Genomic DNA, 14,565 nt, shown 5'->3' on the forward strand with positions numbered 1-14,565 from the left:
AAACCACCATGATTTAAATAACACCCCATCTACTGAAATCATTAAAAAAGATATAAAAGAAATAGAAAAATACATTACTGCCATACGATATGCTTTTGCAGAATTTAAAGAAAAAGATATTTCTATTACCAAAAATATGATTTGTGCACTCCATAAAGTATTATTATCTGATAATGTACGAGGTGCATCTAAAGCTCCTGGCCAATTTAAAACAGAACAAAATTATATAGCAAATAATACTCTTGGTAATTTCACACCTTTGCCACCTTACCTAACTAATGAATATATTGAGAATTTAGTTAATTACATTAATACTGCTGATGAAATTACAAATTTAATAGCAATCGCAATTATACATGCACAATTTGAAATGATTCATCCATTTAAAGATGGTAATGGTCGTGTTGGACGTCTATTAATCCCTTTATACCTATTTATTAAAGGTTCTATTCCGTATCCTGTTTTTTACATAAGTCGTTATTTTGCTGCCAATGACAACAAATATAAAGAATGTCTTCATAATATCTCTCAATCTGATATTGACTCATCTAACTATTATCAAGCATGGGGAGAATGGATTACATTCTTTCTTTATGGTGTCGAAGTAGAAAGCAAACTTCATATTCAGTCTGCCCAAAATATTATTTCTCTCTATAAAGAAATGATAGAACATGTAAAAAAAACAGAACACATACAAATTATAGATTTTATTTTTTATAAATTGCGTGTTACTCCTAATGATATTATTAATCAAATACAATTAAATAAAACCGCTGTTTATAGTACCTTAAATTTATTAACTGAATTAGGTTATCTATCTAAATTGGGATCGCCAAGAAAAAGTGTTTTCATCTTTACCAAATTAGTAGAAATCCTAGAATAAGTATATAAAATTACTATTTTAAAAACTTAGTCTTACTTAAGTTTCTAAAAATGCTATTTTAAAAACTTAATCTGATATATCTCTCATTATATTGGACTATATTTTTTAATAGTCCACTACACATAAAAATAGGCTCTTTGCCAAATGTGGGGCTGCTCATATGAAATGTTCTTAGCACTAGCTATTTAAATAGCTAGTGCTATTCTTTTTGCTTAATAGAAGTATACGAACTCTGAAGCGTTCAAAATGACGTAACCCATAACTTATTCTCTTTAACACTTTAATATTATTATTACATCCTTCTGTAAACCCATTGGAATAGGGTAATACAAAGGCATTAAGAATTTGAGGGAACAAGTTGGTAAAGGAAGTTTTAAAATTGCTAAACTCTGGTAGATGACTATTATCTACTGCATTCAACCATAACTGTATATATCTTTCTATGTTAGGTATGCTGTATGTCTTAAATATCTTTCTAAAGGCTAATCTGAGCCCATATGCCCGTCGTAGATCATTGGATATACGCAATATTTCTAGCAGCTTTACTCGCTCGCTTTCAGTTAATTTGTTAGGATTCTTCATAAGAACCCTTCGGTTATATTTGAGAGTTCTAGAGTGTGCCACTAGTCTCTTTTGCTCACGCTTACGTACACGCTCAAGAGCCCAGTCCACCAAGCGACATACATGATAACGATCTGCTACAATATGTGCATGAGGGAACATAGTTTGCATCACTAACCTAAATAATGGAGACATATCCATAACGATGTATTTAACCTGTTCTCTAGCTTCTTTAGAAAAGATTTTGAAATATTGGATAAGAGCACGTGTATCTCGCTTAGGTAAAATATCCACTACAGAATGATTCTTCAAATCGGTTATGATGACTTGGTACACGTGCCCCTCAGCATTCCCTTTATATTCATCAATACCTAGTACAGTAGGTAATTGCGCAGGCTTTGGAATAGCTATTTTAGAGCAATACCGAATGACTGTTGAGACAGAAACATTACTACGTTTAGCCATCTCAGTGAAAGATCCTTTTTCACCGAGTTGTCTAAATAGATATTCCATATTAGTTTTACTAAGTCGCAAATAACGGCAAACAAAAGGGTTCTTTCCTATGAAAGTGTGATTACACTTCTGACATTTGTAACGTCTTTGCAAGTAGGTTGCAGTCACTGTATGATGCTGTGTAGCGCCAAATTTGATGTCTCTAGGGCGTTTACCTTTAGACTTTCTAGTACATGCTCTACAATGTGGACATACTTGCTCAACTACTGGCATCTCTAGTGTAAAATGAATAGAACCGTCCTCATTTACTCTTGTATGTTTGATATATTCCTCTTTAATTTTAAAGATAATTTCTGTATAATTAACTGTAGACATATATGACTCATCCTTCCTTAATTGTGTGGTTACTTTTATGATACGGTATGAGTTTGTATATGTCTATTTTATTGCAACAAAAAATGTTGGTGGCTACTCTTATATGAGTAGCCCCAACATTTGGTATAGAGCCGTTATAATAACTACAAGATCTATAGAGAGTGTTTTTATACTTAACTACAAATTATAATTTATCAAAAGATAAACTATTTTACTTCAGCCCAACCTAAAGCAGCGCGTTTTTCATCCATATCTGCCAAGATTTTCTCAGCTACTTTAGCAGGATCAGTATTTACATACATAACAGAGCCTAATGTGTGTTTAGTGTCTTCTTTCAACCATTTTGTTACAGCATCAGAGCCTTGTGTAGGTGGCTCAACACAGTGGTAAGAATTAATCCCCATCAAGCGGAAGCCAAGGGATGCATCGATACCTTTTTCGTTAGACCATTCAGGGCTAGACATAGCAAATGGCAATTGAGGTAAGTTAAGGCCTAATTCAGCCGCAATACCACCAAAGATACCAGAAGAACGAGCATTATCTACACATTCACCAACATGCCATACTGGTGGTTGATCATCACCCAAGAACTCTTGTAATGCAGGACTACATTTTTTAATAGCATCTGTATTACAGTAACCAAGTTTCATCAATGGGAAGGATGCACAACCATTTGTTAAGATGATACAACCATTTTTAATAAGTGTATCAACGATATCTACAGTAGCTTTTTCGTAGATAACGCGAGGGTTAGAACAACCTACTACGTTAACGATACCACGAACTTTGCCAGATTTTAAAGCCTCTGCCAATGGTTTGAATGAACCATAATGTTTAACAGTAGATTCTGGAGAGAAGCCAACTTCTGCAGTGATTTCGTATGGTGGAATGAATACAGGCATACCTTTACGCAATTCATGCGCTTCAAGAGCACGATCCAAAATTTTGCGCGCCAATTCTTTTGTCTCAGATAAGTTAGTATGGTGATGATCGTAACCAATATGCTCAGCACCTGGCAAACGAGCTGCATCAGATGTAGTAATAACTTTTGTGTTAAAGCAACGTGCTACGTCCATGATAGCAGGATATACGTCTTGAACGTCAGCTACCCAGCAATCAAGAGCGCCAGTACCAAGTACAAGTTCAGCACCGATAGCATTACACAATGGAATTACATTTTCATAACGGTACATACTGGATAAGCCAGAGCAGCAAATACCGTAGAATTGGATGCCTTTAGCACCGATAGCTTTTGCTTTTTCTAAATACTCTTCGGACGCACCAATTGTACAAATTTGAGAAACCAATGTTGGTAAGTGACCATGAACAGCTATATTAACATAACCTTTTTTCAAAGCACCAATATTAACTTTGGATGTACGGCGACCGCCTTGACCGAATAATGCATCAGTAGCGATATCTGCAGCTACTACACCAGTAAATGTGAAAGCAAGACCACAACGCAAGAATTGTTTCATATTACTTTCCCAATCGCCATCTGTACCTACGGTTGTACGATGATATGCATCAAAGGCTTCATTGTATGCGGAAACAGGCAAGATATCCAAGTTTTTCCAAACTTCGCGACGCTCTGCAGGAGCCAACGCTGTAATTGTTTTATATTCACCTGGCAATGCACGGCTCAAATCTTCGAGCAATACATCCGCTAAATCATTAGCTACTTCTTTTAAAGAACGACCTTCTTCAGGGATGTTGAAAGCCTTACATACAGTACGGATTTTTTCTTCCCCTAAAATCGGAATATCCAATTGGTCATTAGCAGCAGCTTTCAAAGAAATCAAAATTTCACGAGCATGCGCACCATGTTGAGTCAAACCACCTGCAGCAGCACGTGTCATATTACGAGCTACGATGAGGTCAGCATCGGCACCACAAACACCACGAGGGCTCTTAGGTGTAATTTTACATGGGCCCATGAAACAGATACGACAACATATACCAGCAATACCAAATGTACATTGTGGTTGTTGTTTATCAAAACGATCAAATACTGTATCGCAACCAATTTGCTCCATGCGGAGAATCATTTCGCGCACAGCAGGATCTGGTGTTTGTTCGATAACATCTTGTTTGGTAGGCCATGTTTTTCGATATTCAGCAACGGCTTTCATGTAGTCATTTACACCATGTTCATGAGGCACGCCTGGTTCATGAGTGTGTGGCACCCATTTATCCGTTGGTAGTGCTTTGTCATGACTGTGATCATGGTCGTGATCGTGATGGTGACCGCCACAATGGCAATGGTCATGATGATTGTCATGATCATGATGGTGATGATGTTCGCCATGGCTATGGTCATGGGTATTTTTGTTTTCCACATCTTTACTCATAATGAACCTCCTAGGGGCCTACATAGGCCAACCATCAATAACATGAAAACATATTCTACTTTTATTTCGATTTTTAAAACACTATACTTGTAGGTTTTAAACCCTACTCCTAAATAGGTTTTAAATTACCTTAAGTATATTCTCTGACTAGACATCTGTCAATTACTTTTTGAGATTTTTTTGACTCATTTTTATCAAGAAAGGCTGCATTTACTATATTTATCAAATTCGATATTTTCAGTTTTCCTTCACAAAGCAAAAGAGTTTAATTCCCGTAAATTGCAGGAATTAAACTCTTTAATCTATAGAATAATATATTTAGATATTGTTTTATATGAATTATTATCCGCAAGCAGTACTAAACACGCTAACATTCCATATGTATAATTTATAAGAGAGTTCGCAACGGCAATGGCTTTTTTATTTTCTATGCTAATGGCTAGCAAGATTTGCTCATCAAGTACGGGATAGCTTTCAAGAGCTTGAGTCACGAACAGATGGATAAAGGCCTACTAAAATACCTTAAGATTCCACACTAAAGTACGTAGATACAGGTAGTATTTTTTCTAAAAGTATGCTAAAATATATATATATATATAAAGAAGAGCCATCAACGTGTGAACGGCGTTAGGCTCATCTCAAACAACTTTAAAAGTGATGATGCCTAACGTGTTGAGGTGTGAGAGACCTCTTTTACGTTAGGCGTTTTCATTGCTTACTTATATAAGGTAATGATGTTAACTACCAATGTCAAAATAGAAATGATTAAACTAATCTCTTCATACTTCGTCATAGTACCACCTCCCCCCATAATAGGAAGAGATGAGCCCAACTCACGTTGATGACTCTTCAAGTTTTATTATAGCGCAAAATTTAGCAAATCGTTTATATAATGATTTGCTTTTTCCCAAAGGAACGCAGTTACGCGTAGAAAACTTGTGGCCGATCATACTGACTAAATAAGACAAACAAAAAAGAGCACGGTGTGCCCCCGAACAAACATTATGAAATACCGTTTGAGAGGGGGTATACCGTGCTCTTTCCTTTATCTAATTAAGACCGCCACAAGTTTTTATAGCGTTACAAGAGACATCTTATTCTGGTTGAATTGTAAAGGACAAGCTAGAGAAGTATTTAGTTTGTTCTCCTTTTGTTTCAGTTGGGAATGCTACTTCTACGCCTACTACGTTCACGCCGTTAGCAGCTACTGTAACCATTGCTTTACCTTGCGCGTCAGCTTGGCTTTCATTAGTCAAGTCGTTGAGAACGTCTTTGATCAATGGAGCGTTAGCATAAGGCATGCCATCTTTGAACACTTGGATTTCATAAGTGTCGCCTTTACGCAATGTCAATGGGTTAACACTTGGAACGATTTCGATTGGCATATTCAAACGTTCAGGTTTTACTGCTGCATTCCAGTAGTTTACATTGTATTTTACTGCATGAGTGGATTTTACCGCATTTGGTACATCTTTCATCATAGCTCTATGCGTTTTACCGTCTTTATCTTTTGTAAAGTAACCATAGTCAAATGTAGTTGCTGTTGTGCCTAACATTTCATTTTTTTCGATAGTTACATTGTGCTCATGAGGAATTACTTTCACGTTTAGCGGATTATACGCTACATCATATGCTTCAAAACTTTTTACCATAGATGGCATATATCCGTTATCTACAGGACCTTCCCCTAATACTAATGTTGGTTGATCAATACGTTCTGCAAACCATACGCCATGTGCAGACGCATTTGCTCCTACAGAGACTGCACCTACTAAAGCTAATGCAAGAATTGCTAACTTACTTTTTTTCATGATGGATACCCTCCTATGAAATATAAAATTTATAATACTTTTATTATACACCTTCTGAGAATGACTAGCAAGATTTATTTTTAATTATGAATTATTTCTATAACCAAATACAATAACTATCTATATATACAAAAAACGCATACTATTCTGTTATAGAATCAACTGAACTATACTTTCAAAAACACCTAAAATCACTGCAAATACTGGACGGATGATGGCTCCTAAGAATCCAAATTGTCCCAATACCAAAATACCGATAAAGAACCATAACTGAGCGCCCAATAATTTTTCTTGCCATTCATAAGGCACATATTGCAATAGCACATAAAATCCTATAAAGCCAGGCACTGGTAACATGTTAAAGACACCAAATCCGATGCACAGTGTCACAATATAGGACATAACCATTTGTAAACCTGTGCTCACTGTGCTGACTTGCATAGCCACAGACATACCAGCATAGGCTAAGAATGCCACTAAAATATTAGCGCCTAGACCTGCTAAAGCAATTTGTATCATCCCTGTCCGTGGATTTTTAAAGTGATACGGTGAAAATGGAATTGGTTTACTCCACCCTACGCTAGCAATGAGCATCACCAAAATACCAAGTAAATCAATATGAGCAAAGGGATTGATTGTATCTCTCCCCCATTGTCTCGGTGTCGTATCCCCTAGGTGGATGGCCATCTTCGCCTGAGCATAGTTAAATATAGATATAGCAATAGCGATAGCTGGCAGCATCGCAATATAATGAATCATATCTTTCATAGTATCTCCTTCTATCATTAAAACTGTTCCTTTTATTATACACGATAGTCGTCTCCTTCCTCCATAGGTGATAGAAAATTTCCTACCAGTCATACACCCTCCTACCAGTGAGTAGACAACATGCTTCATTCTATGCATACTGAAAGTAATCTATCTTTCACAAGGAGGCATCTTATGAGGCAGCAAAAAAAGTTCATCATTCCCATTCCTTATGAATTACTATACCACCTATATGTGACGAAACACATGAGCACAAGCACTATTGCCAAGCAATTACACTGCAGTCAAAGCACTATTTGTCAACGCCTACGAGACTATGAGATTCCTTTTCACAATAGAACTCCCTGCATCCCCAAAGAGGAACTAATTGCACTCTATACAAGTGGTACATCCATCAACGCCATCGCCCAGCACTTTCATGTGTCCTCTCGAACCATCTATAGCCGTTTACATGAATGGCACCTAAAAGAACCTCGCCCTAGTTCTTCCCTAACAGCATTACCTATCTCCTATATCCTAGAATCCTACGATAAAGGATCTAGTGCCGCCATGATTGGTCGAGAATTACAGGTGGCACCTTCTACGATTATTCATATCTTACAACGTCATGGTATTCCTCTTCGAAATAGTATGAAACGCATTGACTTACCTATCGATGATATTTGTCATCTCTATACACAACACAAACTCTCTACCATTCATATTGGTAAACTATATGATGTCAAAGCCTCTACCATTGCCTCGAGATTACGAGAACAAGGGATTATATTACGTGGGAATAAAGATCAACTTCCTACATACTCCATTATTTCTGACTATGTACAAGGTACCTCCTTACAACAATTAGCGAGCACCTATCAGACTAAGTATCATACTATTCGTAATCTATTAATCCGTCATGGGGTCTATCAAAAAGCACGACGTATCCGCGACTTCGCCCATGCTATACAGACCTTCCACCAACGAGAAGGACTTTCCATAGCTGAAATTGCCACCCATTACGGATGCCATCCAGAAACGATTCGTCGCATTGTAAAAGATATATTACCTAAAGAAAAATCTATCCATTGATATCCTTGCTATGCGCTCTAAAGTAACGTATACTAAAAGTAAGTCTATCATTATTTGAAAAGGAGTTCATCATGGAGTATATCTTTGCCCTACTACCTTACTTTACGATAGGTATCGTAGCAGCGTTTATCTCCCGGTTTACGGGGATTACCATCTCATTCTTACTAGTACCGACCCTATTATATTGGGGTGCTACACCAGTAGAGGTTGTGTCATTTATGTTGACATTCACTTTGTATAATACATTCACCTTAGAAACACAGGATGTACGATTAGATTTTAAAGAGTTGACCTTCTTTCCAGGTTGGAAGCTAGCGATCCCTCTTGTTATCTCTTTTGGATTAAGTCTCGTATCTCCGCACTTATCTATCGGTTTATTTATTTTCTTCTTTATCTTGGAATTAGGTGCAGCCTTATACAAACGCATTCCACAAGCAGAGCGTCCTAGCCTAAGACAAATTGGAGTTTCCTCCTTACTTGCGGCTGGTTGGACTATTGTTGGTGTCTTATCATACCGTCATATTCCTGATACATGGTACTTCCTTTTGGTAGGTATTGCCATGTTGGGCTTAACTTGGTTTGCTTACTATGCAGGGGCTAATCGCTATGCTATGCGTCAATCCTGGACTGCTATTTGGCCATCCTTATCCTTACTATTAGGTCTATTCGGATTGGAAATCTCCTCCTATATTCATGGGGTAAAACGAAATTTCCTATCTCCATTTGATCGCATTGTGCCTATGGTCACAGTAATCGGTGCTTTTGCTGGTACCATGGTTCTGTTTGTACTGGAAAACCAATTCTCCTTGGCTTCCTTAATTGCTGCCGTTGGTTGTGCCTTCGGTATCCGCATGTTTGGATACTACGGATTCAGTAAGTCTGGCAAATTCTCTTGGTTAATCATCGGTTTAACCATCCTCATCGTGCTTTGCTTATATTTGGTAAGTCCTGCTCCAGTTGGCATGGATACAGGCAATCAATTATTACAAGCACCGATTGCAGAATAATCTATAACTAAACTATGCAAAAATATAACAAACTAGTTCCTAACAAAATAGGACTGTAACAAAATAGCCCGTAAATAAAATAGCCCGTAAATAAAATAGAGGAAAGTTGATTAAAAATTATCAACTTTCCTCTTTTGTATATGTAAAAGTCTATCCTTGTGGAAATGCTCCAACAAACTCCCAATCGGTTACATCTGGTATACGACTCTCTCTATCCATGGATTGTAAAGTCTCTATACACCACTTTGTAGTGACATATCGTTTTACATACATGTGATTATATCCGTCTATATCTAAAGCAATTTCCAGATTTAATTGATCTGGATGATCTTCATCCATAATAGCTTGGACAAAGTGGCAGTTTTCTTTTGGTGTGTCCCAAAACAAACTAAAGAACACGCGTTCATCTGCTACAATTTGATGTAATACCTTCTCTACATCGTGCCAAGTTCCCTGTTCATAGGTTTCTTCATCCGTCACTAACCGAAACATTAGGCTTCTCCTTGTTCAATGCGGATTACATGTCCAATACGATGGCATAATTCATCCAATTGTTCTTGCTCCGGACCTTCCGCCATAACGCGAATCAATGGCTCAGTACCAGATGGACGCACTAAGATACGACCATTAGCACCCAGTTCTTCTTCTGCTTCACGAATAACATCTTGGATGGCTGTATTCGTTTCCCAACCTGCTTTAGTTAAGACGCGTACATTCACCAACAATTGTGGGTATTTCGTCATCAAACCAGCTAGTTCAGATAGGGATTTTCCTTTTTCTTTCATTATGGACAAGGTTTGTACCGCTGTCAATAAACCATCACCAGTACTATTGTAATCTAAAAAGATGACATGTCCCGATTGTTCGCCACCAATAGAGTATCCATCAGCGAGCATTTTTTCCAACACATAACGGTCCCCTACAGCAGTGCTGCATGTTTGCATACCCAATTCTTTTGCCGCCTTGTGAAAGCCGATATTGCTCATCACTGTGCCTACGATCATATTGTCTTTTAGTTTACCTTGTTCTTTCAAATGTAAACCGCAAAGTAACATGATTTGGTCACCGTCTAAGACTTGACCTTTTTCATCCACCATCAAGCAGCGGTCTGCATCACCATCATTGGCAATCCCCACTTGTGCGCCTTCACGAAGCACCGCCTCTTGCAAGCCTTCTAAATGAGTAGATCCTGCATTATCGTTGATATTCGTACCAGTTGGCTCTACATTGATAGCTACTACCTCTGCCCCTAATTGGCGAAGAATCTTAGGGCCCACATAAGAAGCTGCCCCATGAGCTCCGTCATAGACAACTTTCAACCCCGTTAAGGTATCGCTAGTAGATACTACGAAGTTCACATATTCTTCCACCCAGTCTTGATGATATGTAATCCGTCCAATATCTCCATCTGTTGGACGTGGCAAGCAATCATCTGCGCTAGCTGTACATAGCTTTTCAATTTCATCTTCTACGGCATCTGGCAATTTAAATCCATTACCATCAAAGAATTTGATACCATTATCTGGATACGGATTATGGGATGCAGAAATCACAACCCCTGCAGTACAACCTTTTTGACGGACTAGGTACGCAATAGCAGGGGTCGGTGCTTCTCCTAAAATAATCACATCACCGCCTACTGCGCAAATACCAGAGGCTAAGGCATTTTCTAGCATACCTCCAGAAATACGTGTATCACGTCCAATTAAGAAGGTTGGACGTTCTACGGATTGACCAAAATAAGACGCCGCTGCTCGACCTAAATGATAGGCCAACTCAGGCGTTAAAAATTCATTGACTAAACCTCGTACCCCATCTGTACCGAATAATCTACTCATGATGATCTCCTTTCAAAGGGCCATATGTATTCATAATTAGTATGGCAGTTTCTGCCCCATCTAAAGCGGCACTCATGATGCCTCCTGCATAGCCTGCACCTTCCCCGATAGGATATAATCCCTTCGTGGACTGTGAAAGTCTATGTTCATCTCGTACGATGCGAAGCGGTGCTGATGTTCGTGTTTCCACCCCAGTCATACACACATGGTCCGCATCAAACCCTTGAATGCGTCGTCCAAAATATGGCAACGCCTCTGCTAATGTATTCGTCACATAGTCTGGCAAACATTGACGAATATCTGCTGGTGTCACACCAGGCTCATAACTGTAAGCTTTACGCTGTACATCATTTGCCTCTGTACGACCTAAGAAGTGACCTACCGTCTGAATTGGTGCATGGTAATTGCGCCCTCCCACGATAAAAGCTTGTTCTTCCCATTTTCGTTGAAAGTCCACCCCAGCTAATGGATGGTCTCCAAAATCACGAGGGCCTACAGTAACCACCAACGCACTATTCGCAATCCCACTGTCACGAGCGTATAAACTCATACCATTGGTCACAACGCCTCCCTCTTCGGACGCGCTGGCAACCACTTGTCCTCCTGGGCACATACAGAAACTATAGCAAGAACGATCTTGTTCTTTATCGTGATACACCAAGGAATATTCTGCAGCTCCTAATCCAATATCTGCTGGATGCACTCCATATTGTGACGTATCGATCACATCTTGATCATGCTCGATACGAACACCGATAGCAAAGGATTTCCCTTCTAAATGAACACCTCTGTCATAGAGCATACGATAGGTATCGCGCGCACTATGACCAACTCCTAACATCACAATATCTGCAGGGATTCGTTCTGTTCCATTAATGACAACACTAGTGACAGCTTGGTCTTGTAATTCAATATCTGTGACTTGCGCACCAAAACGAACTTCTCCACCCCATGCAATAATCTGCTGTCGCATAGCTTTTACCATATGGCGCAAAATATCTGTTCCTACATGAGGTTTATGTTTATATAAAATTTCTTCAGGAGCTCCAAATTCTACAAAGTACGTAGCAATCTCATGAAGTCTTGGATGGGTTACACGAGTGGTTAATTTACCGTCTGAAAAGGTACCTGCTCCACCTTCACCAAACTGTACATTCGATTCGGGTTTGAAAATACCTTTTTCCCAAAACTGTTCTACATCTAAAGTACGTTGGTCTACATCTTGACCTCGTTCTAACACAATAGGACGATACCCTTCTCGCGCTAAGTAAAAGGCAGCTAGCATTCCTGCCGGTCCAAAACCTACCACCACTGGTCGATGTTGCATAGGCATAGTACCACGCACAATAGGTTCCGGCATTTCAGGTTCCATCAAAGTAATATCTTTATACCGACTTAATTTTTTTATCAATTGTTGTTCTTGGTCTACTTCTAAGAACATAGTGTACACAAAAGTAATATGCGGTTTCTTTCTCGCATCCACAGCCCGTCGTACCACATGAATCGCTGTAATACGTCCTTGTAAAGGGCTATATTTTTTAATCAATAATTCTTCTAACCGTTCAGCATCTTGTACGGGTATCCGAAAATTTATGATACGTAACATGACTATCTCCTACATATGAGGTTCTATTTCTACTTTTACTACAACTCGGTCTGTCGACGTAGCCACACCTTCTGGTAATACAAAGCTATAGTTCCCCGTAAAACTACCTGTAGCGCCATTGACTGGAATATCAATGGTTTTCACTCCATCAATACCATTTAAAATGGATTCTTTTCCTACAATCGTCAATTCTTTTGGTTCCACTACCACTCGTTTCACTGTATATCCAACTGGTACATTACCTACTACATTGGCTTGAACAGGTACTTTTTTCTCCATACGAATACGCTCTAAATCATATTGAATTTGAGCTCCCTTTGGTGTAACAGTAAGGCCTTCTACCACATTTCCAGATGTATCTACTGGCAGAATTTCCCCTACTTCAGTAAAGCTTTCACGATGTTTGTCTAAATTAATCCGAATCACCGCATAGGTAGCCTTGCTCACAAGGTGAGCTGGCCCCGCAATAGTTACCGTCGTAGGCATAATTTTAGACTCTTTAATGGCAATGTCATTAGGCACTGTCCCCAATGGTTGTGCCTGCACTTGCAATTCTTTTACCATATATTCATCCACCGTAACGGTCACATTTTCAGGGGTCATACTGTCAATGAAAGTCCCTGTAGGTGCCGTAAAGTTAATAGCTATATTTTCCTGTCCTACATGAGCATTCTTTAAATTTACATAGGCTTTCAGTACAGACGGATTAATATCAAAGATAGCATTGCGAGGTCCTCGTAAATGGACACGCACTTCCGTAGGTACACCTTCTACTAAATAGTTGGGATCCAAGTTTTGCACTTGTACTGGTACGGTATAGGTCATTTCAATGATAGGGTTTTGATCCTTCATGACATACACCCACATACCAATAGCGCAAAATAAGCAAAATAATTTCATTCCCCAATTATGTTTTAATCCTACTATCCAATGCATCATTTCGATTCACCTCGTTTTATCTTAAGTAAAGAACTGACTGCACTTGGTGTTGGCTCCAATAAGGACAACATAACTGTGCGCAACGTATCTTCTGTGACACCACGGTGAATCTGCCCTCCTAAGGCATAAGAAATTTGCCCCGTCTCTTCGCTAACCACTACCACTAAGGCATCGCTTTCTTCACTTTGCCCCAAGGCTGAACGGTGTCGTGTACCCAATTCTTTACTCACATCACGATTTTGACTTACTGGAAGTAAGCTTGCGGCAGTCTCAATACGACCATTACGAATAATCACTGCTCCATCATGGAGAGGAGATTTAGGATAAAATAAATTCATCAACAATTCACTAGTCACGAGCCCGTCAATACGAGTCCCTTGCATAGATAATACGTCTAATTTCATATTTCTTTCAAAAACCATGAGAGCCCCTATCTTGCGACGAGACATACTACGGCAAGCAATGACTACTTCTTTCACAATGGATGTGAGTTCTTCTTTAGAAATTTTAGTACGGGATGAGAAAAATCCAGTACCACTACCCAATTGTTCCAAGAGGCGTCGTAATTCTGGCTGAAACACAATGGGTAACGCAATCATAAGTACTGCCACACTTTGTTGCATAATCCAGCTTATAGTATGCAAACCCATGAAGTGTGCCACAATATTAAGAACAACTAACACGCCCAAGCCTTTTAATAAACCTAAGGCTCTTGTATTTTTAACTAGACGATATAACCAATAAAATAGCGTCGCTACAAATATAATATCTACGATATCTAAGAACCGTAATGTGGCTAATGTAGTTTGTAATTGAAACAGCATAGAATATCTCCTATCCTTTCTAATACAAATAAGGGTACATGCTCATGCATGTACCCTTTTATTGTATCCTATATTGGT

Annotated in this window: 12 protein-coding genes; 3 read left to right on the forward strand and 9 right to left on the reverse strand. The window is 38.8% G+C overall.

The window, feature by feature from the left end; all coding sequences use genetic code 11:
* Positions 1 to 883: Fic family protein (locus EO114_RS02905; RefSeq protein ID WP_164723750.1), on the forward strand; the 883-nt coding region annotated here is incomplete at its 5' end.
* Between the two features lie 177 nt (positions 884 to 1,060).
* On the opposite strand, the gene EO114_RS02910 is transcribed toward EO114_RS02905, so the two are convergent.
* From EO114_RS02910 to EO114_RS02930, 4 genes are all read right to left on the reverse strand, one after another.
* A complete protein-coding gene (locus tag EO114_RS02910) occupies positions 1,061 to 2,272 on the reverse strand; it encodes an ISL3 family transposase (protein ID WP_127061433.1) in 1,212 nt (403 codons plus the stop codon).
* 206 nt (positions 2,273 to 2,478) lie between these two features.
* Positions 2,479 to 4,623 carry an anaerobic carbon-monoxide dehydrogenase catalytic subunit gene (gene cooS, locus EO114_RS02915; RefSeq protein ID WP_127061436.1) on the reverse strand — a complete coding sequence of 715 codons (2,145 nt, stop codon included), beginning with the start codon at positions 4,621 to 4,623 and terminating at the stop codon, positions 2,479 to 2,481.
* A gap of 1,094 nt (positions 4,624 to 5,717) precedes the next feature.
* The gene (locus EO114_RS02925; protein ID WP_127061438.1) at positions 5,718 to 6,434 is read right to left on the reverse strand and encodes a DUF4198 domain-containing protein; all 717 of its coding nucleotides are present in this window, start codon (positions 6,432 to 6,434) and stop codon (positions 5,718 to 5,720) included.
* A 150-nt stretch (positions 6,435 to 6,584) separates the two neighbouring features.
* Complete coding sequence (locus EO114_RS02930; protein WP_127061440.1) at positions 6,585 to 7,202, reverse strand: site-2 protease family protein; 618 nt, start codon at positions 7,200 to 7,202, stop codon at positions 6,585 to 6,587.
* A 174-nt stretch (positions 7,203 to 7,376) separates the two neighbouring features.
* On the opposite strand from EO114_RS02930, the gene EO114_RS02935 reads away from it, so the two are divergent.
* Positions 7,377 to 8,273 (forward strand): helix-turn-helix domain-containing protein, encoded by an 897-nt coding sequence (locus EO114_RS02935; RefSeq protein ID WP_164723751.1) that lies wholly within the window; start codon positions 7,377 to 7,379, stop codon positions 8,271 to 8,273.
* A 71-nt stretch (positions 8,274 to 8,344) separates the two neighbouring features.
* A complete protein-coding gene (locus tag EO114_RS02940) occupies positions 8,345 to 9,280 on the forward strand; it encodes a hypothetical protein (protein ID WP_062401631.1) in 936 nt (311 codons plus the stop codon).
* Positions 9,281 to 9,430: 150 nt separating this feature from the next.
* On the opposite strand, the gene EO114_RS02945 is transcribed toward EO114_RS02940, so the two are convergent.
* From EO114_RS02945 to cdaA, 5 genes are read right to left on the reverse strand one after another with little or no spacing between them, the layout of a single operon-like run.
* Positions 9,431 to 9,772: a hypothetical protein gene (locus tag EO114_RS02945; protein ID WP_126940393.1), complete on the reverse strand. Its 342-nt coding sequence runs from the start codon at positions 9,770 to 9,772 to the stop codon at positions 9,431 to 9,433.
* Entirely contained in the window at positions 9,772 to 11,118 is a 1,347-nt protein-coding gene (glmM, locus tag EO114_RS02950) for a phosphoglucosamine mutase (RefSeq protein ID WP_127061444.1), read from the reverse strand. Before glmM ends, EO114_RS02945 begins: the two co-directional genes overlap by 1 nt.
* Positions 11,111 to 12,724, reverse strand: a complete 1,614-nt coding sequence (locus EO114_RS02955) for an NAD(P)/FAD-dependent oxidoreductase (protein ID WP_127061446.1) — start codon at positions 12,722 to 12,724, stop codon at positions 11,111 to 11,113. The genes glmM and EO114_RS02955 overlap by 8 nt, the downstream gene beginning before the upstream one ends.
* Positions 12,725 to 12,733: 9 nt before the next feature.
* Positions 12,734 to 13,663: a YbbR-like domain-containing protein gene (locus EO114_RS02960; RefSeq protein WP_009353358.1), complete on the reverse strand. Its 930-nt coding sequence runs from the start codon at positions 13,661 to 13,663 to the stop codon at positions 12,734 to 12,736.
* A complete protein-coding gene (gene cdaA, locus EO114_RS02965; RefSeq protein ID WP_009353264.1) occupies positions 13,660 to 14,487 on the reverse strand; it encodes a diadenylate cyclase CdaA in 828 nt (275 codons plus the stop codon). Before cdaA ends, EO114_RS02960 begins: the two co-directional genes overlap by 4 nt.
* Positions 14,488 to 14,565 lie beyond the last annotated feature (78 nt).

Source organism: Veillonella sp. 3627 (assembly GCF_003992195.1).
Classification (GTDB): domain Bacteria; phylum Bacillota; class Negativicutes; order Veillonellales; family Veillonellaceae; genus F0422.